The sequence below is a fragment of the Arthrobacter sp. UYCu511 genome, assembly GCF_040547105.1.
In the GTDB taxonomy this organism is placed as follows: domain Bacteria; phylum Actinomycetota; class Actinomycetes; order Actinomycetales; family Micrococcaceae; genus Specibacter; species Specibacter psychrochitiniphilus.
This window is the reverse complement of record NZ_JBEPPB010000003.1, coordinates 182457-206121: the sequence shown is the minus strand read 5'-3', so window position 1 is coordinate 206121 and position 23665 is coordinate 182457. Positions and strand designations below refer to the sequence as shown.

Here is a 23665-nt window from a genome sequence, read left to right as displayed (position 1 = left end):
GTGGCATAAAAAAAGTTGTTGGTCCCCCGTTCAGGGAGACCAGCAACTTTTTTGTTCTTGAAGTGCTAGAAGTTCTTGAAGATGGCCTCGCGGTGCACCGCGTATTGTTCGGCGGTGACCTGGCCATTGCGGCGGGCTGCATCCAAGGCATCGAGTTGGCGTTTCAGCTCTGCCTCGGCCTTCATGCGCTCGTTGGCGAATCCGGTGGTTTGGTGCCCGTGCGCAGTGTCATAGTTGCGCATCGGAACACCATTGAGCAAGGTGCCCACGTAAGGGGCGTTCATTTGCGGGTGGGCAACGCCCGTTCTGCCGGCGGAATTCGGGGTGTGCTGATTATTAGGGTACTGATTGTTGTTTTGTTTGTTGTTCCGCTTGCGGGCGGCAGCCTTGATGAAGGTACTTAAGAGAGCAATGCCCACTATTATCAGCACAAAAAACGGTTGGATATTGAAGGAGGACGATGAAGAAGCGGCGCTACTGACCGCTGCAACGGACGCGAATAGGACCGGCACGAGACACCTCTTCCGAGTACGGCAGCTGAGATAGTTGCCGTACTCATCCTATCCGTGAAAGCTGGTAGATACGCCGTTTGACTCCCGGGATGAACAGAACGTGTTTTCAGTGCGAACTCGCAGAGAAAAAGGATCCCTGTGCGCATTCTTTTCCTCTACTGTGGCGGCTATGGCACACCTGCAAAGCACCATCACCGGAGGCAGCGCTACCGCGCTCCACTCGAACCGGCGGTGGTGGACCCTAGGCACCGTGGCCCTGGCTCAGCTCATGGTGGTTCTTGACACTACGGTGGTTAACATTGCGCTGCCCTCCGCCCAACATGATCTGGGCTTCAGCGACGGTGAACGTCAATGGGTTATCACGGCCTACACGCTCGCTTTTGGCAGCTTGCTGCTCTTGGGTGGGCGGTTATCTGATCTGGTGGGCCGCAAACGGATGTTCCTCATTGGGCTGGTTGGCTTCGCTTCGGCTTCTGCTCTCGGTGGCGCTTCAACTAGCTTCGGGATGCTCATTTTTGCCCGTTCCCTCCAGGGAGCGCTGGGCGCAATGCTGGCCCCCACTGCGCTGGCAGTTTTGACCACCACGTTCACCATTCCCAAGGAACGTTCGCGTGCTTTTGGAGTCTTCGGAGCCATTGCTGGTGCCGGAGGCGCCGTTGGGCTTCTTGTGGGTGGCTTTGTCACGGAAGATTTGAACTGGCGCTGGAACTTGTACATCAATGTTGTCATTGCCTTCTTCGCCGTGATCATGGCGAGTATTTTCATTGATAAATCCCGCGGCGGGGGACCCCGGCCCAAGCTGGATTTGCCCGGCACCATCCTCGTCTCAGCCGGTCTTTTCTCCATTGTTTACGGCTTTTCCAACGCTGAAACCCACGGCTGGGGTTCGCCGCTGACTTGGGGCATGCTTGTGGGTGCCGCAGTGCTTTTATGTATTTTTGTGCTCTGGCAGCGCCGGGCCGTCCACCCCCTCTTGCCACTGAAGATTGTGCTGGACCGTAACCGCGGCGCCGCTTTCATCTCTGTCCTGATTGCCGGTGCCGGCATGTTTGGGATCTTCCTCTTCGTGACCTACTACGTGCAAACGTCCCTGCATTATTCGCCCATACAAGCGGGTATCGGTTTTCTGCCCATGATTGGCACGCTAATTGTGGCCGCGCAGCTGGCCACGAATCTGCTGCTGCCCAAAATGGGCCCGAAAATTGTGGTGCCGGCAGGCATGATCGTGGCCTGCATTGGCTTGGTGGCTCTGACCCGGTTGGGCTTGGAGAGCAGCTATGCGGGCGGGTTGTTGCCCGCGCTGATGATTGTCGGTTTTGGTTTGGGTCTGATCATGCCCACTTCCATCCAGACAGCAACTTACGGTGTGGAGGGCGACTTTGCCGGCGTGGCATCGGCCATGGTGAACACGAGCCAGCAGGTAGGCGGGTCCATTGGGACGGCGCTTTTGAACACTCTTGCGGCCACGGCAGCCACGGCTTATGCCGCCTCGCATCTGCCGGTCACGCCCGAGGTTCTGGCCCAGGCTGCCGTGCACAGCTACAGCGTGGCGTATTGGTGGGCAGCAGGTTTCTTCGCATTCGGTGCGCTAATGTCAGCGCTGCTCTTTCGCCGGCACCACGCCGACGCGCACCCTACAAATCCGCAAGCTACGGAGCCACAACACACGGGTGCGCACCTTGCTCCCGTAACCACGCCCGAGGATTCCTTCGAACCGTTCTCCACCTCTGCCGCTTTTCCTGAGAAGCATGGCAGGCACGAGTTGCACGGCAAACACGAAAAAGCGGACAGCGGGATCGGTGAGGGTGGGTTTGGCCAAGGATCTCAAGCTGAGCTGGCGCCGGACGCCTAGCCACTCGTGGAGCGCTTATTCCCTGTGAATGCTTCCGTGGACTTGCCCGAACACGGGTCCCGGGGTGGGGCGCTTGGCGGTGATGCCGTCGCCGGAGGATTGGTGGCGGAGCCTACGCAGCACCCAGGGCATCAGATATGCCTTGGCCCAGACAAGGTCTTCGGCCCGCGCCGTCTGCCATTTCTGCACGGGAAGCGGCTTGGGGACCTCAGGCACAAGCGAATTTGGAACGTTCAACGCCTTTAGGGCCATCATGGTGACAGTGTGGTGCCCCAATGGTGCAAAATGCAGGCGGTCATCAGCCCACATTTGTGGCGTCAACAGCCCACGCAGAGACCACATGTCGGCAATAACGGCGTCGTGCCGGGCCGCGATGGTGCGCAGGTTCTCGTTATAGATGGCCACCCGGCCGCGCACCATGCCCAAGACCGGGGTATCGCGGATGTCGGGGCCGTTAAAGAGCAGCACGGTGGCGCCGGTAGCCGCCATTTTTGCGACGGCGCGATCAAGCTTCTCGGCCAGGGCATCGGGGTCCGAACCCGGGCGGATCAGGTCATTGCCGCCAGCGGAGATGCTGATCAGATCGGGTTTGAGCGCAACCGCAGGCTCAAGTTGTTCATTGAGAATCTGGCCCAGCATGCGGCCGCGAACGGCCAGGTTGGCGTACTTGAAATCATCGGATCCGCGGCTGAGCTCCTCGGCAAGACGGTCCGCCCAGCCGCGGTAGCCGCCGGGGCTGTTCGGTTCGGGGTCACCGATGCCTTCGGTGAAAGAGTCACCCAAGGCGACATAGCGGGACCACGGATGCTGATGCAATGAATCATTCACACCCTAATACTGCCCGGTAACATGCCGGTGGCGCCACCCCCTACTTTTTTGCCGTGCCGCTTCGGAGGAAAGGCCCGCCCGCACGGCATGGAAAGATGGGCCCATGAATGAAACCCCTACAGTCCTTTGGTCCCGTCCCGAGAATGAGCGTGCGCGAACTCCCCTGCTGGTGATATTCCACGGCTATGGCGCGGATGAGGCCGATTTGTTTTCGTTGGCAGCTCAACTGCCGCCCGACTTCACCATTGCCTCGGTGAGGGCCCCGCTGGCAGCCGGGCCGGGATACGCATGGTTCCCGTTGCGCAACGATCTGAGTTATTCGGTGAGCGCTGTGACGGAGTCCGCGGCCGCCGTCGAACTGTGGCTTGATGCGGTGCGTGAGCAGCACACCTCGGTGAGCTTGTTGGGCTTCTCGCAGGGGATGTGCATGGCAACGTCCTTGCTGCGCCACCGGCCGGCGGATTATGCCGCCGTGGTGGGACTCTCCGGATTTGTGGTTGATGCGGAGGGCGATCCGTTCTTTGACGATGCCGCCGTGGCAGCGCGCAAACCGGAGATTTTCTGGGGCCGCGATCAGGCTGACCCGGTGATCCCCGAGAGCGCCATCGAGGCCACGAACACCTGGATGCATGGGCACGCAAAGCTCACTAAAGTCCTGTATTCGGGCATGTATCACGGCATCAATGCCCAGGAGATTGCGCATGTGGGCGAATTCCTGCAGTACAAGGTCCTGAATCCGTCCTAGGCGCTGAGCGTCACATAGGAGCTGCACCAAGCACGACGGCGGGCACCCCAGTAGGGTGCCCGCCGTTTGCGCGTGCGGTGGGTCCATTAGTCAACGGATCGGTTGATCGCAGGATTCCTTTGCAACCGGATCCGTGCGGAATCTAGCCGCCCGCGGTGATGCGGACGCTTTCTCCGTTCACGGTGACAGTGTCACCATGGTGGAGCTGGCGGCCGCGGCGGTCGTCAATCTCACCGTTGACCTTGACCAGGCCGTTCTTGATGAGCTCGGTGGCCTCCACACCGTCTTCAACCAGGCTGGCAAGCTTGAGCAGCTGGCCCAGGCGGATCATGTCGTCGCGGATGGGGATGTCAATGATCTCGTGTGCACTCATGGGTTAATTGTGCCGCATCTCTAGGCGGTTCGATGACGTGATGTCCCCGGGGATGTGCGCGGGGATGATTTGGGCCTTGCTTAGTAGGGGCGTGCCTTATGGTTGTTTGCCGCCGCGGCGCAAGCCGACCACCAGCAAATACACTGCGACGATGATTGGGAGGCACATCATGGCCAGACCAGCGATCAAGCCCATGCCGGGCAATACAGGGTTCGACATGGTGGCTTCGGCAGTGTCTCCCCGCCCGGACACGGGCGCAACCCAGAAGGGCATGAAGGTCGCGTAGAAGGCACCGAGCATCCCGCCGGGGAAGAGCAACGTTCCCATGATTTTTTCCCAGAGTTTCCACCGTGTCCCCATCCACAATCCGGCCAATCCAAACAGGTAGCCGATGCCGGCAAGGAAGACGCCAAAGGGGAGCAGGATGACTGTCGCAACCACCCAGAGAGTTGAGGATTGGTAGTTCTGTGGCGCCGTAGGCGGGGCTATCGGCTGTTGGACGACCGGCGGGGGAGTGTCCGCAAGGTAACCGGTGAGCACATCATCGGGGCTACCCAGAGACGCGACTACCTCGGCCGTCGATTGGGAACCTCGTGCCATTGCTTCGGCAATGTGCTCGCGCACACCGAACAGGATTTCCTCCGATTGATCGGCGGGCAGGTGGGCAAGCCGGGCTTCGAGAGCAGCCAGGTAGTTGCCGACTTCCGGACTGTCGGTGGCGTGTTTCATGGTGTTCCTCCGGTTGATGAGTCGAGTGTGTCGGAGACGGCGGTGCTGAAGGTCTCCCAGACGCTGGCAAAGGCAGTGAGCGATTCCTGGCCAGTGGCTGTCAGCGTGTAGTAGCGCCGTGGTGCGCCTTGGGCGGATTCACGCCAGCTGGTTTCCACCAGTCCGTTGCGGCGCAGCCGTGCCAGCAGGGGATAGAGCGTTCCTTCGCTGGTGAGCAGCCCCCGGCGCTGGAGGCCGTTGGCAATGTCTAAGCCGTACATTTCCCCGCGGCCGATCAAAGCAAGTACGCAATACTCCAAAACCCCCTTGCGAAGATTGGTGCTGACAGTGTCATTGAGTACCATGCAATGCACAGTACCTTGTGATGTTGAGTCATACAACCACATATTTGGGTGGGCGGGATACCGTGGATGAAACGTACCTTTTACCGTCTGAGGAGCCCTCCATGGCAGCAGTCCCATCACTTCTTGTCAGCGGCTATACCGAGGCAGGCTCCGGAACAGGACCGGGGATTGCTCGCTATGAGCTGCTGGCCGATGGTGTTGTGGGGGAGCGTCAGGCGGAAGCGGTAGCTGTGACAAACCCATCCTTCATGGCGCGCTCCGTCATGACCCACTCCGTCGTGGACCAGTCTGTCGTGGACCAGTCTGTCGTGGACCACGGTAAAGGCATGGTGATCTCTGTTGAGGAACTGCCACATGGCAACGTCGTGGCCCTGGACATGCAGACCTTGGAGGTTTTGGGTAGGGCTTCCAGTGGTGGCGCCGATAGCTGCCACGTAGCCATCGTTGACGATGCTGCATGGGTAGCGAACTACTCGTCAGGAACTGCCGCCGTGGTGCCTCTTGCCGGCCTGCTGGATGGAACTGCGGCCAAAGTTCCAGAACTCCTGTCCCACCCCGGCAGCGGTCCGGTGTCCGGGCGGCAGGGAGAATCGCACGCCCACCAGGTTACAGCCACTGCATGGGGAACCGTCTTGGTAAGTGATCTTGGTGCCGACAGGGTGGATGAATATTCGGCCAGTTCCCGGGTGCGGATAGTATCTGCTGAACTTCCGCCGGGCACGGGACCACGCCATGTTGCGCTCCGGGGGGACTATCTGCTGGTTGCCGGTGAGTTGGACGGGCACCTTCACGTGTTGCAGCGGGCCCTTCTCGCACGCTCGGGTGATGCGCCTGGGCCAACGGCTGGTGATGCGCCTGGGCCAACGGCGGAGCAGGGCGAGGATGGGCATTCTTGGCGCTGGCTGTTCAGGGTGCCACTGGCCGAATCGGCCGCAGAGATTGCGGCTTCCGCGGAGTTTTTCCCGTCCCATATTGAGCTCTCGGCCGATGGTAAGTTGCTCTATGCCGCGGTACGGGGACCCAACACAATAGTGGTGTTGGACGTGACTGGCCTGCCGGCCAACCCGGACATAAGGAGCATTGCAAGGCCTCCTGAGTTCCTGCGCCAAGTCTCCAGCGGAGGCAGATGGCCACGGCACTTCGCTGTGGTGAGAGCCGGCCAAGGTAATCACAAGCTCTATGTGGCCAACCAGCATTCCGATCAACTAGCCGTCTTTGTCCTTGACGAGCGAGGTCTTCCAGAGGCGAGTCCGGTGCAGATGGTGAACTTTGCCAGCCCCGCCTGCGTTGTGCCGGTTATGCCGATCCTCTAAATCCCGGACCCGCCGGAGGTGGGGCTAGGCATCATTGCTTCGAGGAGTTCTGCTGCGCGTGAGTGAGTGGGCGATGATCTTTTTGAGCCATGTTGGATAGTGCGGCGCAGGGGGATCGTTGTTCAGGGGTGGCTGATAGGTGCCGCTGGGCATGGTCCAGCCAATTCGGCCGTCCGGGTTCACTTTGGGTGTCCAGCCGCGCACTTTCAAGCCGTTCCTCTCGGGCTCATTGATGGAGCGTCGGCGCCCATGCCGGTCTTTGTCATCCTTGAGATGCTTCATGATGTGGTGGCGTTTGCAGGCCGGGCGTACATTGGCCAGGGTGGAGGCTCCGCCGAATTCAAAGGCCCGTAGATGGTCCAACTCGGTATCCATGACGGGGTTGGGGCAGTTTGGTATGTAACAGCCGCCTGCCAGTGCCTGGAGAACCGCCTTTTCTGCGGCTCTTAGGGTGTATCGCTGTGGTTCCAGAGGCAGCGGTGCTCCCGTAATGGGATCGGTCAAAACTCGCAGGAACGTTGAGGCGTTTTTTAGTAGTTTTCTGGCGATCTCTTCTGGAATTGGCCCCCCTTCACGTCCCGCCAGTTCAGCCGGTTCATCCGTGAGGCCCAGCAATCCCAGGAAGGGAACCGTTACCAACACCAGGGCCTCCGGCAGTGGTGGATCAACCAGGCTTCTTGACTGTGCCAGATCATGCAACTGCTGAAGATAAACGGCCTCGTGCTCACGATAAGTGGCCAGAGGGCCCGAAGTGCCAGTTTTCTGCGTATTCGGTTCCTGGGTTGCCGTAGTGCCAACTCCATGGCTACCGGCAGTACTCGGTTCCTGGCTAGAGCCGGTGTTAGCCCGGCGGGTATCTGGCGCGCCCGCAGTATCCGCGGTACCCGGAGTCCCCGCGGTACCTGGCGCGCCCGGAGTCCCCGCGGTACCCGCCGCACCTACAGTGGCTGTGTTGGTTGTGGTGTTGTTGCTGGGTAGCTCTTGGCCGAGTAAGAGAAGGGTGGCAACATCGGCCCTGAGCTGCTCGAGGGTTCTATATTCCCGGCAATCCTGGCCGGTCCCAGGTTGGGTGGTTCCGGTTTGGTTTGTTCCGGTGTTGCCGGCGGTGGCTTGGTCCGCGACCCGTTGTGCTGCTGCGGCGTCGGACTTGATGGTGCGGGCCAGACTGGTGCAGCGCGTGTAAATGGCGCTGGCACTAATGGTTGGCAGGTGGAGGGTCAGCCAGGACATGCCGTCCTTGCCGGCATCACATTTGATATTGCGCTTGGCAAAGGCTTCTTTGGTACGGGTGGTGATGGTTTCCGGATGCATCTTTTCCCTGGCCCTGCGGGCCTTACCAAGGAAAGATGCCGCCGTGGTGTTTTCGGAGAGCACCAGCAGCCGGGCCTCTAGCATGGCCTTATCCTCGGCTGTGGTGCTGGCTGTTTCTTGAAGAGTCAGGATTTCCTCGTTGATGATGGTGGCGTGACGCCACGAGAGGATTCCGGCTTCCAGAGCCTCCAGTACCTCTGGATGCTCCTGTACCAAGACCGTGCTGTGATGCTCCAAGGCTGCGGCTGTTGGTTCCGGAATCCCCAGCGTCAAAGCCATTTCCGTAGCCGCAGAGGAAGCTGCAACGCCGTTCTGCCACCGATCCAATTTGAGCAGCTGGGCCTCAACGGCTGATGCCCCAGATATCCGCGCTACCAGCCTTGCCTTACATCCGGCAACGGCATCTTCAAGACGCTTGATTAGGCTCAGGGCTTCCATCCCCGAGTTGTATACGCACTGTGCCACCGACAGCTGCGTTATGGGCAGTGGGAAGGGTACTGGATACTCAGGGCGTCCCTGCAGTCCGTAAAGCTCTGGACTGTCAGACCCAAAGGGTTCAATGGAAGGAAGAGTAATTGCAGCGAGGGTCGAGGCCACATCCTGTGTGGCTTCAGCGCCCCGGTCCCCGGGGAAGTCCTCCCGAATACTCATATCTTCAGGATAAGTCCAAAGTAATCAAAACGCAATAGTTACCCGAAGAAAAATTCTATAAATATTTCTCCAAGGAAGGAGATCAAGCACACAACGCCACACTGAAAAAGGGCTGATGGGGCACGTGTAGAGGCGCCGGGAGTCTGGATCCGGGCGCCCAGCCGGACCCCCGCCCCAGACAAGCCCCCGCTCCAGCCAAGCCCCCACACCCAGCTGCGGCCCGCCGTCGTCCATCAGGGGCAGCGCAAAACCAAGGGGGATGTGTGGCGCAGTGAGCAAAATTGCTCCCAACCGGGCCCCCACCGGTAATGTGGAGCGCGGGACGGACCGCACCCAGCGGCCTCGTAAGTATTAGGAGTAATAAGTGGCGCCTCAGTCCAAGCTAGACCAGGTTATTTCACTCGCGAAACGTCGCGGCTTTGTTTTTCAGGCCGGTGAGATTTACGGCGGTTCGCGGTCGGCCTGGGATTATGGCCCTCTCGGCGTTGAGCTGAAGGAAAACATCAAGCGTGAATGGTGGCAGTCGTTTGTGCGCGGCCGCGAGGACATGGTGGGACTGGATTCCTCCATCATCTTGCCCAAGGCCGTATGGGAAGCCTCCGGGCATGTTGCCACGTTCACAGACCCCCTCGTTGAATGCACCCAGTGCCACAAGCGTCACCGTCAGGACCACCTCATCGAGGCGTTCGCGGCGAAGAAGAAGCGCCAGCCCGAAAACGGGATGGAAGAGATTGTGTGCCCGGATTGCGGCACCAAGGGCCAGTTCACCGAACCGCAGCTGTTCTCCGGCCTGATGAAGACGTTCCTGGGGCCCGTGGAGAGCGACGCCGGCATGGCCTACATGCGCCCGGAAACCGCCCAGGGCATCTTTGTGAACTTCAACAACGTGCTGACCACCAGCCGCAAGAAGCCCCCGTTCGGCATTGGCCAGATCGGCAAGGCTTTCCGCAACGAGATCACGCCCGGAAACTTCATTTTCCGCACGCGCGAGTTCGAACAGATGGAAATTGAGTTCTTTGTGCCCGGCGAAGACGCCGATAAGTGGTTCAAGGAATGGGTTGAGCTGTGCTGGGACTGGTTCATCGATTTGGGCATCGACCCGGAGAACATGCGCCGCTTTGACGTGCCCGACGACGAGCGCGCCCACTACTCCGCCGGCACCATCGACTTTGAGTACAACTTCGGCTTCCAGGGTTCCAAGTGGGGTGAGCTCATGGGCGTTGCCAACCGCACCGACTATGACTTGGGCTCACACACCAAGGGCTCCGGCACGGATCTGAGCTACTTCAACCAGGCCACGGGCGAGCGCTTCACCCCCTACGTGATCGAGCCCTCCTTCGGCCTGACCCGCTCCATGATGGCGTTCCTGGTGGATGCCTACGTGGAGGACGAGGCCCCCAACGCCAAGGGTGGCGTGGACAAGCGCACCGTGCTGAAGCTGGACCCGCGCCTGGCCCCCGTCAAGGCCGCTGTCCTGCCGCTCTCCCGCAACGAGGAGCTTTCACCGAAGGCCAAGGAGCTTGCCAACACGCTGCGCAAGCACTGGAACATCGAGTTCGACGACGCCGGCGCCATCGGCCGCCGTTACCGCCGCCAGGACGAGATCGGCACCCCGTTCTGCATCACTGTTGACTTCGAGACCCTCGAGGACAACGCCGTGACCATCCGTGAGCGCGACACCATGAGCCAGGAGCGAGTACCCCTGGACCAGGTCCAGGCATACCTGGCAACACGCCTCCTGGGTGCCTAAGCATGGTTGAACTAAGTTACCGGCCGTGGCAAGACGGCGATGACCTGACCCTTCTGGAGATCTGGGGAGACGCCGATTCCGCCCCAGCCGGTGCGTTCCGTGCCGCGCTGGTACCGGCGCAGGATGCCAATCCGTGGCGGCGCACCATCGTTGCTACGGACCAGGGCATTCCGGTCGCGGCCGCGGTGGTCTATTCCACCAAGCTGCACCCCTCACGCCTCTGGGCTTATGTTGAGGTTGCCAAAGACCACCGGCGCGCAGGCGTTGGCGCCACCTTGGTCACCATGTTGCGCCGCGAAGCTGACGGCGCACTTGCCGCAGGTTTGGTAAGCACGACGGCGTTGCGCACCAAGGTTGCCCCCGGCACCTCGGGCGCGGCGTTTGCCGAGGCGATGGGGCTGGCTATTTTGCAGCGGAACAGGGTTGTTGAGGTGGGCCCCGGCGCACTGAAGCTGCCCATGTTCGGGGAGGGTACCGAGGAAGAAGCCGGGGCCCGGGTACAGGATCTGGCCACCGGCTCGGTGGAACTGACTGAGGTAGTGGGCCGTTACTACGAGGCCGTGAACCAGTGGGATCCCACAGGTCCGCTGAGCCCAGGACTGGTTCAGCGCATGTTCCTTGATGACCTCACCGGCGCCCACGGCGCCTTGGTTCTGCGGGCCGAGCCTGCCAGTGCCTTCGGTGCGGCCGTTGCCCCAAGCAAAAAAGGCAAGATCCAGGCCTTTGCGCTGAGCTACTCGCAGGGGCACATCGAGACCACTGAGGAAGTTGCTGCTACGGCCTCCGAGGTGTTCCTCGGCGTGGAGCCAACGCTGGGACACGATGAGGCTGTGCAGTCGGCGTACGATCTGCTGGCGCTGATCACACACCAGTACCCGGTGCTGCTGGAACTGGACGATTCCATGGAAGCTCTCTGTGCCGTGGTCAACCCCATGATTTCCGTGGGTGCGGCCAAGGTGCGCGGCACCGAAACCCTGGTTCTCGGGGAGTGACCAAAGCGCGGGCTGGCTAAGGAGGCGGAGCTGGACTCCCGGAGCGGGGATGGATTTTCAAGGTCGCTTGGCGACCGCGGAAATCTTGCTGCCCGCGAGGGAGCCCAGCTCCTCCTCTGTACTTTCTCTGTGCTTTCTCAGCACCGCATGTATGAACCACCGCACTCAACCACGAGGACTTTCATAGCCCATGGGCCATTCACATTCGCACGCTGATGAATCGGCTCTGAGCCGGCCGGAGCTCCGCCGCCGCAAAGCCATGCGCCGCAGGGCTGTGGTGCTGCTGAGCTGGATCTTGGTGCCACTGGCCATCCTGACCATTATTGCCATGGCCTTTATGTGGCCCAGCACTGAAGGCTCTCCCGCAGCGGCTGGCAATCCTTATGCCGCAGCGCCAGGGGCCAGTATTGATTCTGGAACTGTGCAGCGCACGGTCACGGAGGATTGCTCACTCAGTGCAGGTGGCAGCCTAGGCAGTAGCTGCTTCATCGCCTTCACCGCCGCTGACGGGCTGGCTGAAGTTCCTGTGCTCATCAGCCCTGACATTGTGCAATCCCGTGGCGTCCACGTGGGTGACTCCATCAGATATTTGAATCTCTCCGGCCTGGCGGCTGTTACGGGTGTTGAACAAAACGGCCCCGCCTACGTCTTCATGGATTTTGTCCGGACTTTCCCCATTGGCTTACTGGCGGTGTTGTATGCCGTGGTGGTGGTAGCGGTAGCCCGCTGGCGAGGACTGCGAGCCATCGTGGGCTTGATCGGAGCGTTCGGGGTGCTGGCCTGGTTCATCCTGCCTGCACTCGCCCAGGGCCAGCCGCCTCTGCTGGTGGCCCTCACTGGCTCCAGCGCCATCATGTTCGGTGTCCTGTACTTTGCCCACGGCTTCTCCGCCCGCACCTCAACGGCGCTTCTGGGAACCCTCTTCGGGTTGGGTGTCACGGCAGGTTTGGCAGCTTGGGCGGTGGACGCCGCCGCCCTGACCGGCACCTCGGGAGAATACGGCTACCAGCTTCTGAACATGACCCAGGGCATGTCCTTATCCGGCATGATCCTCTGTGGTCTGGTGATCTCCGGATTGGGAGTGCTCAATGATGTCACCATCACCCAGTCCTCCGCCGTTTGGGAGCTCTACGAGCTGGCCCCAGAGACCAGTACCCGGGAGTTGTTCACCTCTGCCATGAGAATTGGCCGCGACCACATTGCCTCCACGGTCTACACCATTGCCTTCGCCTACGCAGGCAGTGCCCTGCCGGTGCTCTTAATGGTTTCACTCTTTGACCAAGAGCTCCTGCTCGCGTTGACTGGAGTGGAACTGGCTGAGGAGATTGTACGGATTCTGGTGGGCTCCATTGGTCTGGTTCTAGCCATCCCTGTCACCACTTTGGTGGCGGTGGCTGTTGTTAAAGCGACAGGCCGCGTCCGGGCCGTGCAGCTATCAACGGATGTTGTGCATGGTGAAGCGCCGGGCAGCAAAGTTTTGGACAACGCCTAGTGTGAACAGCCCTCCCAAGGCTGCGTTGCGCAATTGCAAGAACTGCGCCGGGGACTTCCGCCCCAGCATCATGTTCAGCTGGGCTTGGTGTGCTGCAGTGCGGGCCGCGCCCATCCTGACCCGCTCAAATTCCGCCAGCCGTCTGCCCGTTTTCTCACCCCGCAGGGCAGCGACGATGATGGGGGCCACGGCGGCGGCATCCAACCACCCCAGATTCATGCCCTGACCGCCAATGGGACTGATCTCGTGGGCAGCATCTCCGACCAGCACCACCCTGCCCTGGACCATGCGCCGGGCCAGCCGGGTACGGACCTCAAAAGCGCTGAGCATACTGTTCGCCCCGGGATCAAGTTCCACCCCCGTGCGCTGACGAACAAGTTGTGCAAGGTCTGCTGCGTCCGCGTCCGTGAGTAACGAATCCGTGTGGACAACCCAGCGGCGCAAGCGGCCCGGCAGAGGGAACGATTCCAGAATGCCTTCTGGCTCCAGAAACAACACTGCAGTGTTTCCATCGTCTCCGGTGTCGGGAAAATCGCCCATCAAATACGTGTCAGGATAGTTGCGCCCGCTGGTAGGAATGCCCAGTAGCCGGCGTACAGCGGAACGTGCACCGTCAGCACCCACCACCAGCCGGCCCTGAACATGCTCCTGAACCGGGGCGTCCACAACAGCGCAGTCTCGAACAGAAGCGTCCACAACACTAGCGGCGACCGTTTCGGAGAGCGTGAGGAAGGTGCCGCCGTCGTGGATGGACTGCACACAGAAACCACGCACCACGGCGTTCGGGTCCAGCTCTGCGAGCCGCTGGGCCAGCAGAGCCTCTGTGCGTACCTGCTTGAGGGTCAGCACAAAAGGGCGTTCCGGTGCGCCCCGTGCGAAGTCTATGGAACCCACGTCACGGCCGCCGCTGCGGGCCACACCGCTGGGGATGCGCAGGCCTTCTGCCAGCAGGGGCGCCTCCACCTTGGCCAGCGCCAGTGCCGCCAGCGCGGGCGGGTGAATGCCGATGGCGCGCGAATCGCTGCGTGGTGAGGAACGTTGTTCCAGGATGCGCACCGAGAGCCCCTCCTGAAGTAGCAGCGTGGCAAGGAACAATCCCACCGGTCCGGCGCCCACAATGACGACGTCGAACATGCTCGTGTGGGGCTGATGGGATTGGGAGGACTGGGCAGGCTTGGAAGACTGGGCAGGCTTGGCAGGCTGGTGGGGCTGATTTGGCTGGGCAGTATGGGCAGACTGGGAGGTCTGGGCAGGCGCTGGCTGTTTGGCGTCAGACATGCTGTGGCCCAGGGGTGGAGCGCAGTAGATTGCGCCAGGGCCGCGCTGATTGTACCCACCAGCCAGGTGGCAGCTGGGTCCGCAATTCGGCTGCGGTGTAGCTGCGTCGAATGGAGATTAAGCCATCGTGGCGGATAAACGAGCCCGGAAAGAACGGCCAGGTCGCCACGGAAAACAAGGCGTAGGCCAGCGGGCTGCGGGCAATGTCGCTATGCACCACCAGCTGCTGAGCCATGGCTGCGGAGTCTGTCAGAAGGTCTGTGAGCTCGGCTGCGGATAAGTGGTGGAGCATGTGGTTGGAAATGACAACGTCATACACGGCACCCTCCGTGACCAGGGCACTGCTGTGGGCCTGGCGAAACTCCACGCCGGGATGCGCCGAATGAGCGCGGGAATAACCAATCGCTCGCGGATCGGGATCGATCGCGGTGATCTGTAGTGAGAGCCCATCCCGTGCTGCCCAGCGGGCCAAGGCTGCGGGAATGTCCCCGCCTCCGCAGCCTATATCCAGCAGCGTGGTGGTGTGCGTGGTTGACAGCAACGGCCTAATGAGCTGTTTGTAGACGCTGCGCCAGCGTGAAACAACGGCGTTAATGAGGGGGAATTGAGCGTAGGTGCGGGCTAGTTTGGTGGGCTCACAATGCGGATTGTCCATTTCCTCCCGTGCCTTCTGATCCCTGACGGCCAAGAACCGGGGGCTGGCTAAAGGCTGTTCAGGGTGTGCCGGTTCTGGCGCCGGTTCTGGCGTGGGTTCTGGTGCCCGTTCAGGCATGGCCGGCCGTTACGAGTTCCCCAGTCTCGGTGGGGGGAGAGGATGGCGAGCCCACTTTCGTGAAGAGTGCCGATTCCACCGTCAGGCCGGGGCCAAAAGCCATGGCGCAGATATCCTCCCGTGCGGACTGCTGGGGAAGTTCCAGAATGTGCTTGAGCACAAACATCACTGTTGCGCTGCTCATATTGCCAAAGTTGCGCAGCGTTTCACGGGCCGGGACCAGTTGCTCCTCGCTAAGTGCCAACTTGCTTTGGACCTTGTCCAAGATACTGCGGCCCCCGGGGTGGATGGCCCAGTGCTTGATGTCGCTATAGGGCAGCCCTTGCAAGGGGGAGGAAGCCAGAAGTGGTTCCAGGGCACCCACAATGTGTTCATCAATGATTTTCGGAACATAGCTATCAAGCACCATTTCAAAACCATGATCACCAATATTCCATGCCATGGAGTCCTCACCCACAGGGGTCAACACAGTTTCAAAGTGATCAAGTTCTAAGAAGGTGCCGGTGGTTTCAAGCTCCCTGGCCGTGACTACTGCCGCTGCTGCACCGTCGGCAAAGAGAGAGGAGCCCATGATGGTGTCAGGGTTGTTGGAGGTTCGCACGTGAAGGGAACAGAGTTCCACGGAGACCACCAGCACCACAGCCTGCGGATCGGCGTCGCAAAATGCTTTGGCTGCCCGCAGTGCAGGAAAGGCGGCGTAGCAGCCCATGAAGCCTAGGTGGTAGCGCTGCACCGAAGGTGCCAGCCCCAACGCCCGGACAATCTTGTAATCGGGGCCGGGGTTGAAGAATCCGGTGCAGGAAACAGTCACAACGTGGGTGATATCCTCGGCCGTGAGGCCCTCTGCGGCGGCGAGAGCCTTGGCAGCGCACTCGATGAACAATGCTGATGCTTCGCTGGCGAACAGATCGTTACGTTCTTTGGTGGTGGGATTGAGAAGGAGTCCGGAGGCGCCGTCGTAAAATGTTGGATCCGGGCCGGCGAAGTCTAGGCTCATCTCCGCAACGGCCGTATGCCGGGTGTCAATGGCGGCTCCGTCAAAGCAGGTACGTACCAAACGCTGTCCCAAGCGTGTCAGTCCGGGCTGCGCTGCAAAGACGTCGCGTGCCACGGGCTGGATGAGAATGGTGGGGGGAACTGCCGTTTCTAAAGACCTCACTGTGACCGTCATAGTCCATTCTTAGATGCCCCGGGAGCAGAACACAATGGGTGACCCATACGGGAGTGTGTGATTCGTGGTTCCGTCCGCTCGTGGCCTAGGATGAAATGAGGGCCAATTCCTTTGCAGTACAGGGGATTGATGCCACTTAATACGCCCGGGATGGGCCTTGGAATGTTGGAGGTGAGCCGCACGCATGGACGACGGACCTAGTCGATCTACCTCACCGCGCGAGCCTCGCCTGCGCCATCGGAGAACACGCTAACTTTCATTCCCAAGACGCGCACTGCGCCGCGAGCCCCGAACTTTTGAGCCGGGGGTGCTTTCTTGGATGAGTTGTCCCGCCGAAAGACGGGAATCCAGTGGTTCCCGGTCGCCGTCGTTGGTTGCGCGGTTGCGGTTTAGCGCATCACGCCCACAACAATTTCTGCACACACCTGCGGCCAGCACTGCAGGGCGTTCCCGTGTGCACCCACCGGAGGGACCCGGAGAATGATCAAGTACCCCATCCAGACCTTTGAGAACAGCGCCGAGCTTTTGATGAAGGCATTGAACGATCACGATCTGTCCGCTATTTCGCAGGCATTACGGCCGCTAAACATCAGCGAAATTTTGGAACAGCTGGAACGGCTCAACACCATTGAGCGGGCGGTGGCCTACAGGACGCTGCCAAAGGACCGTGCCATTGAGGTCTTTGAACGCCTGGATGCGGCGCTGCAGGCAGATCTTGTCTCAGGGCTGCAGGAAGCCGATGTTGCCGAGGTCTTCGCCCAGCTGAGTCCCGATGACAGGGTGGCACTGCTGGATGAGCTGCCGGCGTCCGTGGCCAACCGCCTGATCTCGGGCCTTGATGAGAAAGAGCGGGCGCTGACCAGCACTGTGCTCGGGTACCCGCAAGGCGCCGTGGGCCGCTACATGAGCCCCGAGTTTGTCACCACTCACCCGCACCTGAGCATGGCCGAGACCTTCGCCAGGGTTCGGACACACTTGGACGACGCCGAGAGCGTCTACACTCTTCCCGTCACCGATTCAGGGCGCCACCTAGTGGGTGTTATCTCCTTGCGTGATGTGTTGAGGGCCGACGACGACGCCCTGGTGGCAGAGATCATGAAGGCGCCGCTGAGCTTTCCCGCCACCGAGGATGTGGAAGAAGCCGCCCGCTACTGTGCTGATGCCAAGGTTCTGGTGCTGCCTATTGTCGACGCCGAGGAGCGGCTGGTCGGTATCCTCACAGTGGATGATGCGCTGCAGATTCTCGAGGACGCAGAAACAGAAGACGCTGCCCGATCCGGTGGAACCGAACCATTGCGCCGTCCATACCTGGCCACGCCGGTGGGAACCATCGTCCGGGCCCGGGTGGTGTGGCTGCTGGTACTGGCACTGGGCGCCACGCTCACCGTCCAAGTCATTGGCGCCTTTGAGGCAACCTTGGAACAACAAGTGGTGCTCTCACTGTTTATCCCGCTGCTGATAGGCACGGGGGGCAATACCGGCAATCAGGCGGCCACCACTATCACCCGGGCCTTGGCGTTGGGCGATGTGCGCCCGCGTGACTTCGTGAAGGTCTTTGCCCGTGAAGTCAGGGTTGGCGCGTTCCTCGGTCTGCTGCTGGGTTCCTTGGGGTTCGTGATTGCCTCACTGGTATTCACTGTGCCGATTGGCTGGGTCATTGGCCTGACCCTTTTGGGAGTGTGCACCATGGCGGCGAGCATTGGCGGGCTCATGCCGCTGCTGGGCAAGGCCGTGCGTGCAGACCCGGCAGTATTCTCCAACCCGTTCATATCAACCTTCGTGGATGCAACGGGCCTGATCATTTACTTCCTGATCGCCACCAGCATCCTGGGGCTCTGATCCGCTGATCCTTTGGGCCGCTGGGCCGCTGGGCCGCTGGACCGCTGGGCCGAGGGCAGACATGCCGCAGCACACACGGGCACGGGGACAGCAACGAAAAGTCCTAGTCGGTGACTACTAGGACTTTTCGTGGCATGGCAGCTGCCGCAATGAGCCCCAGAATGGCGCAAACCAGCACCGCCAAAAACACCCCATGGGCCGAGGCAATGATGGTGGCCGGGCCCGTTGCAGCAGCGCCGGAGCCGGCCACTCCTGAGTTAGGTGCGCCGGAGTTAGCAGCTTCGGAGTTAGCCACGATGGTATTCGCCACGGCCCCGAAGATGGCCACGCCCACCGAACTACCAACCGCCCGTGCCAGCATGTTCGAACCCGTCACCACCCCACGTTCGCCCCAGCCCACGGAGGACTGGGCCGCCACGATGGCCGGGGTGGAAGCGAATCCCAAGCCGGCGCCGATGACCAAACAACAGGCCGCCACCACCGCAACATTGGGACGCTCAGAGGTGATAACCAGAGCCAGGGCGCCCAAGACAATGATGGACATTCCCAACACTGCCGTGTTACGAAAGCCGTACCGCATGTACAGGCGGCCGGAGAAGCTTGAGGCAATAGGCCAGCCAATGGATTGGGCGGCTACGGCCAGCCCTGCCAGCAGAGGAACCGTGCCAATGGAGCCTTCCAAAAAGGTCGGAACGTAAGAGCTGAGGCCAATCAACACGGCCCCGACGCCGAGGGAGACCAGCGTAGTGCTCAACAGCAGGCGGCGCGAGAGTACCCACAAAGGCAGAACCGGGTTGGCGGTTCGGCGTTCAACCAGGACAAAGGCGCCGAGGCAGGCGGCGCCAAGCACAAAACCACCGATGCTTAGTGGCGAACCCCACGCCCATGCCTGGCCGCCCTCAAGCACAGCCAAGATGATCAGCGACATTCCTGTGGCGAGCAGCACCGTGCCGGGGTAATCAATACGGACCCGCCGGCGTTCCACCTTCTCGTGGTAGGAGTGGAGGATCAACACCATAGCCACCAAACACACCGGAACGTTTATGAAGAAGATCCAGCGCCAGCTGACGAACTGGGAAAACAGGCCACCAATGGCTGGGCCCAACACGGCGGCAACTGCCCAAACCCCGGAGAGATACCCTTGAGCTTTGGCGCGCTCCTCGACGGAATATATATCACCGGCAATGGTTGTGGTGGCCGGCTGAATGGCCCCGGCACCGAGCCCCTGCACAACGCGGCACGCGATCAGCACTGGCATGCTCCACGCGAACCCGGCCAGGATTGAACCCGCCATGAAGATGCTGATACCGGCCAGAATGACGGGTTTGCGCCCCAGCGTGTCAGAAAGCTTCGCATAGACCGGGACCGTTACAGCCTGTGCCAGTAGATAGACGGAAAACAGCCACGGGAACGAGGCAAAGCCACCCAAGTTCTCCACGATAGACGGCACCGCTGTGGCAAGGACTGTTGAGTCCAGGGCCACCAGGGCCATGCTGACCATGAGCGCCAGTAGAACAGGGCCCCGCTCGGACCGTAAACCCACCCCGGATCCAGCCATCACCACCTCCTGCACAATGCGCCACCCCCACGGAATGCGCCATCCCCAGGGAAAGCCCCACCCCGATTCCCGGTTCAGCACGGCACTGACGCGGGGACCGCCGTCGTTCCTGCCTGGGTGCCTGCCTGGGTGCCTGCCCTGGGGGCATCTTCACTGCGCCCGGGACTGTTCCTCTCCAATCTGCACCAAAGCCGGCCAGGCCACAAGAAGCCGGACTCAAGAAGCCTGACTCAAGAAGCCTGACTCAAGCTCAAGGGTGGTGAGAAGAGTTAGGGGTTGGGCGCATCTGCGGCCAGCTTGCCCGAGAAAATGAACAAGATCGCGGCGGATACTTCCGCCACGGGGGTGTCCGGGCTGAACAATAGCCATTCCAGCCCGCCCATGAGGGTGGCCCCGAAGATTCCACCGGCCATCAGTAAGCGGCTGCTCTCAGAAGTGCCGGCTGGAACCAGCGGCAACAGTGCGGCACCAAACTCGCTGACCGCCTCACGGCGCAACACCGATACCGCATTTTGCCACACCCTGTCCGTGCGGAAAATTTCCGCCGCCATGAGCTTGGCCAACGCCCTGTTCTGTGCAATTAGCGCCAGCATGTCCGAGACCATGGCCTCAATCGCGGCAAACCCCGCAGCTTGTTCACGGGCTGTGCGCAGCGTTTGCGAGAGCGAAGCCACTCCCGTGGTCAACAGCTCCTCAAAGAGCTTGTCCTTGGAAGAGAAGTTGTAATAAACACTTCCCTTGGCCACACCGGCGCTTTCGGCCACCTCATCCATGGTGGTCCCGGAAATCCCGTGCAGCGCACCGAGCTCCAGCGCGGCAGCCAGAATGGCCTTCTTGGTGGGGGAGATGCGAGGCACTTAGATTCCTTGATTCTTGAACGGAGATTAGCTTCTAATAAGTCTAAAGACATCCGGCGCGCACTCAGCTCACCGCGCCCTGTTGGCTACATCTCCAGTTCCGGATGTAGCCGTTTGATGGAGAACACCCGCTGCCGGCCGGCGCAGAACGCGCTAACTGCCACGGAACCCGCCGCAAGCACGGCCAGGAACGCCACGGAGATCCACAACCGGGAGTCTATTCCACCAGTCATCAACTGCCGAAGTCCATTCACCACGTAAGTGGCAGGCATGTACGGGTGCAGCGCCTGGAAGAAGCCGGGAGTGGTCTCCACCGGGTAGGTGCCTCCGGAGGAGCTCAGCTGCAGCATCAGCAGCACCAGGCTCACCACCCGCCCGGCGGCTGTGCCAAAGACAATGATGAACATTTGCTGCAGCGCCAGGAAACACACCGTGGTCAGATAGATGAAGGCGGCCATCGCCACGGGATACACGGGCTTCATATCCAATCCCCACAGCAGCACGGCCACCATGATCAGCACCTGGCCCAGCCCTATGGCAAGGGCCGGGAGCAGACCTGTCAGAACACTGCGCAGCCCGCTCGCCCCGGCGGCAAGCGCCCGGGTGGGAAGTGCGCGCAGCAGCAGCCAAGAGATCAGGGCACCAACAAAGGTGGCCAAGGCGATGAAGAACGGGGCAAAACCGTCGCCGAAACCATTGGATTGATTGGCCCACTGCTGGTTCATGGCAACAGGGTTTGCTAAGACCCGAGATTTTTCGGAGAGGAGAGCTGCGGAATCGTCGGGGATTGCCTTGCCGCCGTCGTCGAGCTTCTGGGTGAGTGTGTGGCTGCCGGTGGACAATTTCTGGGCCCCGTCAGCTAGTGTGGTGCCGCCTTCCACCAGCTTGCCGCTACCACTTGCCAGGTCTGTGCTGCCCGTGCTCAAGGAACCGGCGCCCGTGGCCAGAGCCGCGGCCCCGTCCTTTGCCGTGCCAGCACCTTCGGCCAGCGCAGATGCCCCGCCAGCGAGCTCGGATGCGCCAGTTGCAACACGTGAAGACCCTGTGGCGGCGCTCTCGGCGCCAGTGGACAGCGCGGTGGCGCCGGTGTTCAAGGCGGTGGCACCCTGCGAGAGTTTCCCGGCACCCGTGGCCGCCTCGCCTACCCCTGCGCTGAGTTTGGTGACACCCGCGGAGACTGTGCCAGCCCCGGCGGACAGCTTTGCGGCCCCGTCAGAGAGGGGCGTGATGGCGTTCGTGGAAAGCTGGTGCGCTCCGGCCGCCAACTTTCCGGCCCCGGCTGCCAGGGGAACGGCTGCATCGTTGTTCAACGTCTCCAGGCTCCCCAATATTGCGCTGGCGGGAGTGTCTGCCGGCATGGCCTCCACGGCGGCAATGAGTGCTGCCAGCTGTGTGGATGTGGCCGTGGCACCGGCGGCCACGTCATCGGCCGTGCCGGCCAGAGTTGATGCAGACGCGGAAACCTTGCTAGCGCTCGCAGACAGGGTGCCGGCGCTGGAGAAGACAGAGGCGGCGCCGGTATCCAGTGCCTTGGCGTCTGGGACTGCCTGGGCCAGTGACGTTGCCAAGTCCGAGGCGCCGATGGCCAGGGTGTTGCTTCCCGCTGCCAATGAGGCCGCGCCGGTGTTCAGCTCTGCCACACCGCTGGCCAGTGAACTAGCACCCGTGGACAGTGTGGCTGCGCCGGTGTTTAACGTGGTGGCTCCTCCGGCCAGTGTGGAGACGCCTTGGGACAAGGAGGTGGCGCCGTCGGCGAGTTGGAGGGCACCGTCTTGGAGCGTCACGGTGCCTGCAGCCAGATCCTTCATTCCCGCCACTAATTTCCCGGCACCGTCCTTGGCGCTGTCGATGCCCTGGGTGACTTCAGCGGAACCAGACGTTGCGGCGCGGAGTCCTTCTCCGGCGTCGTGCAATCCCACGAGCAGGGCGGAGGAGGTTTGCTCGCCCAATTGCTCGGACACCGCGTCCCGCACCTGGGACATGGCCTGCTTGCCCAAAACGCTCGAGAGGAAGTTATTGGTGTCGTTGAATTCGACGTCGATCATGGTTTGAGCAGGTGTGTCCGTGCCTACCGAGACGGCGTTCTTGGAGAAGTCCGCCGGGATGCTCATGGCGAAGTAGTAGCTACCGTCCGCCACACCCTGCGCGGCCGTGGCCGCATCTGTCTGCTCCCACTTGAGCTCCATGCCGTCCATGAGCTCGGCGGCGAGGTCATCACCGGCGTTCACCGGCGCGCCATCTTTGATCGCACCGGTGTCTTGGTTGACCAGAGCCACAGGGAGGTTGTCCATGTGCTTGTCGGGGGCTTGGAACGCCCACAGGTAGAGGGCGCCGTAGATGAGCGGGATGAAGAGCATCACGGCCACGGCAATTTTGGGCAACTTGCCGCGTTTGAACCGGCCAAGTTCAGTGCCAGAGGATAAAAAGGCAAACATTTAGTGGGACTCCTTGATCGGTTCGGACTGGGCTGTCAGGTGTTCGGAACTGGGTGCCGCCGCCATGGTGAGAAGCGCAGGGCCGACGGCAGGCGGGTTCCCCTCGGCAGGGTTCTCCACGCGCGGGTTCACATCTGCCGGTTGAAGATTAATATCGATGAGCGCCGGGGCAATGCCCAAGTCTGCCCAGAGCTGATCATCGAAAGACGAGGCGCAGACCACCACATGGGTGCCGGAAGCTGCCAGATCTGCCAGCCGGGCCCAGATGATGGAGCGGGAAGCCGTGTTGCGCAGTTGCTCAATGTCATCCACCAGGAGCAGTTCCGGGGCGGACAGGGTGGCTAGCACCAGTCGGAGCAAGAACTGCTGACTCTCCGCCAGATCCCAAATCACAGTGTCAGCGTGGGGGATCGGTTCGTTGCCAAAGATGGGTGTGCAGAGGCGCGCCACCGCCACGTCATTGGGGCTACGCACAATGGACCACCAGGGTGCGAGCCAGGCGAGGCGTTCGCGCAAAGCAGCCCCCACAGTGACAGATTCCTCGAGGCTGTCGATGCCCACGAATCCGGCCACGGAGCTAATTTTCTGAACGGCGCGCAGTTGGCGGGGGAGGTGATGCCCGCCGACAGTCAGGCTGCCGGAGTCGGGCCTCATGCGCCCGGCCAGTGTGAGCAGCAACGCGGTGCGCCCGCTTCCAGGATCCCCTCGGAGCACTGTCAGACCCCCGTTCGTGTCAAAGGTGAGTGGGCCGTAAACAGGGCCGCGGCCTGCGTTCAACGCGAGGTTGTTGGCATGAATCTGCACAGTGGTTCCTTCTCGTGGGGTGATGGCTGCCTTGCCCGGAGGTTTATATTTCCGGAACA

General features: G+C 61.3%; 20 protein-coding genes. 7 read left to right on the top strand and 13 right to left on the bottom strand.

What is annotated here, in order from left to right; genetic code table 11:
- Positions 1 to 65 precede the first annotated feature (65 nt).
- Positions 66 to 512, bottom strand: coding sequence for a hypothetical protein (locus tag ABIB48_RS06630; protein WP_110104447.1), 447 nt, complete (start codon positions 510 to 512; stop codon positions 66 to 68).
- Positions 513 to 681: 169 nt separating this feature from the next.
- Between ABIB48_RS06630 and ABIB48_RS06625 the strand changes: the two genes are divergently transcribed.
- A complete protein-coding gene (locus ABIB48_RS06625; protein ID WP_354212496.1) occupies positions 682 to 2364 on the top strand; it encodes an MFS transporter in 1683 nt (560 codons plus the stop codon).
- 15 nt (positions 2365 to 2379) lie between these two features.
- Here the strand turns inward: ABIB48_RS06625 and ABIB48_RS06620 are convergent, their stop codons facing one another.
- A complete protein-coding gene (locus ABIB48_RS06620; protein WP_245931994.1) occupies positions 2380 to 3192 on the bottom strand; it encodes an SGNH/GDSL hydrolase family protein in 813 nt (270 codons plus the stop codon).
- A gap of 103 nt (positions 3193 to 3295) precedes the next feature.
- On the opposite strand from ABIB48_RS06620, the gene ABIB48_RS06615 reads away from it, so the two are divergent.
- Positions 3296 to 3937 carry an alpha/beta hydrolase gene (locus ABIB48_RS06615; RefSeq protein WP_110104446.1) on the top strand — a complete coding sequence of 214 codons (642 nt, stop codon included), beginning with the start codon at positions 3296 to 3298 and terminating at the stop codon, positions 3935 to 3937.
- Between the two features lie 142 nt (positions 3938 to 4079).
- On the opposite strand, the gene ABIB48_RS06610 is transcribed toward ABIB48_RS06615, so the two are convergent.
- From ABIB48_RS06610 to ABIB48_RS06600, 3 genes are all read right to left on the bottom strand, one after another.
- A complete protein-coding gene (locus ABIB48_RS06610) occupies positions 4080 to 4310 on the bottom strand; it encodes an RNA-binding S4 domain-containing protein (RefSeq protein WP_110104445.1) in 231 nt (76 codons plus the stop codon).
- 96 nt (positions 4311 to 4406) lie between these two features.
- Positions 4407 to 5039 carry a DUF1700 domain-containing protein gene (locus ABIB48_RS06605; protein ID WP_354212495.1) on the bottom strand — a complete coding sequence of 211 codons (633 nt, stop codon included), beginning with the start codon at positions 5037 to 5039 and terminating at the stop codon, positions 4407 to 4409.
- Entirely contained in the window at positions 5036 to 5383 is a 348-nt protein-coding gene (locus tag ABIB48_RS06600) for a PadR family transcriptional regulator (protein ID WP_354212494.1), read from the bottom strand. Before ABIB48_RS06600 ends, ABIB48_RS06605 begins: the two co-directional genes overlap by 4 nt.
- Before the next feature lie 101 nt (positions 5384 to 5484).
- Between ABIB48_RS06600 and ABIB48_RS06595 the strand changes: the two genes are divergently transcribed.
- Positions 5485 to 6696: a lactonase family protein gene (locus ABIB48_RS06595; protein ID WP_354212493.1), complete on the top strand. Its 1212-nt coding sequence runs from the start codon at positions 5485 to 5487 to the stop codon at positions 6694 to 6696.
- Positions 6697 to 6720: 24 nt separating this feature from the next.
- On the opposite strand, the gene ABIB48_RS06590 is transcribed toward ABIB48_RS06595, so the two are convergent.
- Positions 6721 to 8658 (bottom strand): HNH endonuclease signature motif containing protein, encoded by a 1938-nt coding sequence (locus ABIB48_RS06590; protein ID WP_354212492.1) that lies wholly within the window; start codon positions 8656 to 8658, stop codon positions 6721 to 6723.
- Between the two features lie 364 nt (positions 8659 to 9022).
- Here ABIB48_RS06590 and ABIB48_RS06585 point away from each other — a divergent pair, with 364 nt between their 5' ends.
- The 3 genes from ABIB48_RS06585 to ABIB48_RS06575 all read left to right on the top strand — a co-directional run bounded on the left by ABIB48_RS06585 (position 9023) and on the right by ABIB48_RS06575 (position 12892).
- Positions 9023 to 10408 carry a glycine--tRNA ligase gene (locus ABIB48_RS06585; RefSeq protein ID WP_110104440.1) on the top strand — a complete coding sequence of 462 codons (1386 nt, stop codon included), beginning with the start codon at positions 9023 to 9025 and terminating at the stop codon, positions 10406 to 10408.
- A gap of 2 nt (positions 10409 to 10410) precedes the next feature.
- Positions 10411 to 11400, top strand: a complete 990-nt coding sequence (locus ABIB48_RS06580) for a GNAT family N-acetyltransferase (RefSeq protein ID WP_354212491.1) — start codon at positions 10411 to 10413, stop codon at positions 11398 to 11400.
- 190 nt (positions 11401 to 11590) lie between these two features.
- Positions 11591 to 12892, top strand: a complete 1302-nt coding sequence (locus ABIB48_RS06575; RefSeq protein WP_354212490.1) for a YibE/F family protein — start codon at positions 11591 to 11593, stop codon at positions 12890 to 12892.
- Here ABIB48_RS06575 and ABIB48_RS06570 read toward each other — a convergent pair.
- The 3 genes from ABIB48_RS06570 to ABIB48_RS06560 form a co-directional block, all read right to left on the bottom strand.
- Positions 12836 to 14170 (bottom strand): FAD-dependent oxidoreductase, encoded by a 1335-nt coding sequence (locus ABIB48_RS06570; RefSeq protein ID WP_354212489.1) that lies wholly within the window; start codon positions 14168 to 14170, stop codon positions 12836 to 12838. The genes ABIB48_RS06575 and ABIB48_RS06570 overlap by 57 nt on opposite strands.
- Positions 14163 to 14858, bottom strand: a complete 696-nt coding sequence (locus ABIB48_RS06565) for a class I SAM-dependent methyltransferase (RefSeq protein ID WP_257032615.1) — start codon at positions 14856 to 14858, stop codon at positions 14163 to 14165. The genes ABIB48_RS06570 and ABIB48_RS06565 overlap by 8 nt, the downstream gene beginning before the upstream one ends.
- A gap of 76 nt (positions 14859 to 14934) precedes the next feature.
- A complete protein-coding gene (locus tag ABIB48_RS06560) occupies positions 14935 to 16113 on the bottom strand; it encodes a type III polyketide synthase (protein ID WP_110104436.1) in 1179 nt (392 codons plus the stop codon).
- A 480-nt stretch (positions 16114 to 16593) separates the two neighbouring features.
- Here ABIB48_RS06560 and mgtE point away from each other — a divergent pair, with 480 nt between their 5' ends.
- Entirely contained in the window at positions 16594 to 17952 is a 1359-nt protein-coding gene (gene mgtE / locus ABIB48_RS06555) for a magnesium transporter (protein ID WP_110104435.1), read from the top strand.
- A gap of 103 nt (positions 17953 to 18055) precedes the next feature.
- Here mgtE and ABIB48_RS06550 read toward each other — a convergent pair whose 3' ends face one another.
- The 4 genes from ABIB48_RS06550 to ABIB48_RS06535 form a co-directional block, all read right to left on the bottom strand.
- Positions 18056 to 19510: an MFS transporter gene (locus ABIB48_RS06550; protein ID WP_354212488.1), complete on the bottom strand. Its 1455-nt coding sequence runs from the start codon at positions 19508 to 19510 to the stop codon at positions 18056 to 18058.
- Between the two features lie 269 nt (positions 19511 to 19779).
- Positions 19780 to 20367: a TetR/AcrR family transcriptional regulator gene (locus tag ABIB48_RS06545; protein ID WP_110104434.1), complete on the bottom strand. Its 588-nt coding sequence runs from the start codon at positions 20365 to 20367 to the stop codon at positions 19780 to 19782.
- 86 nt (positions 20368 to 20453) lie between these two features.
- Positions 20454 to 22802: a YhgE/Pip family protein gene (locus ABIB48_RS06540; RefSeq protein WP_354212487.1), complete on the bottom strand. Its 2349-nt coding sequence runs from the start codon at positions 22800 to 22802 to the stop codon at positions 20454 to 20456.
- Entirely contained in the window at positions 22803 to 23606 is an 804-nt protein-coding gene (locus ABIB48_RS06535; RefSeq protein ID WP_354212486.1) for an ATP-binding cassette domain-containing protein, read from the bottom strand.
- Positions 23607 to 23665 lie beyond the last annotated feature (59 nt).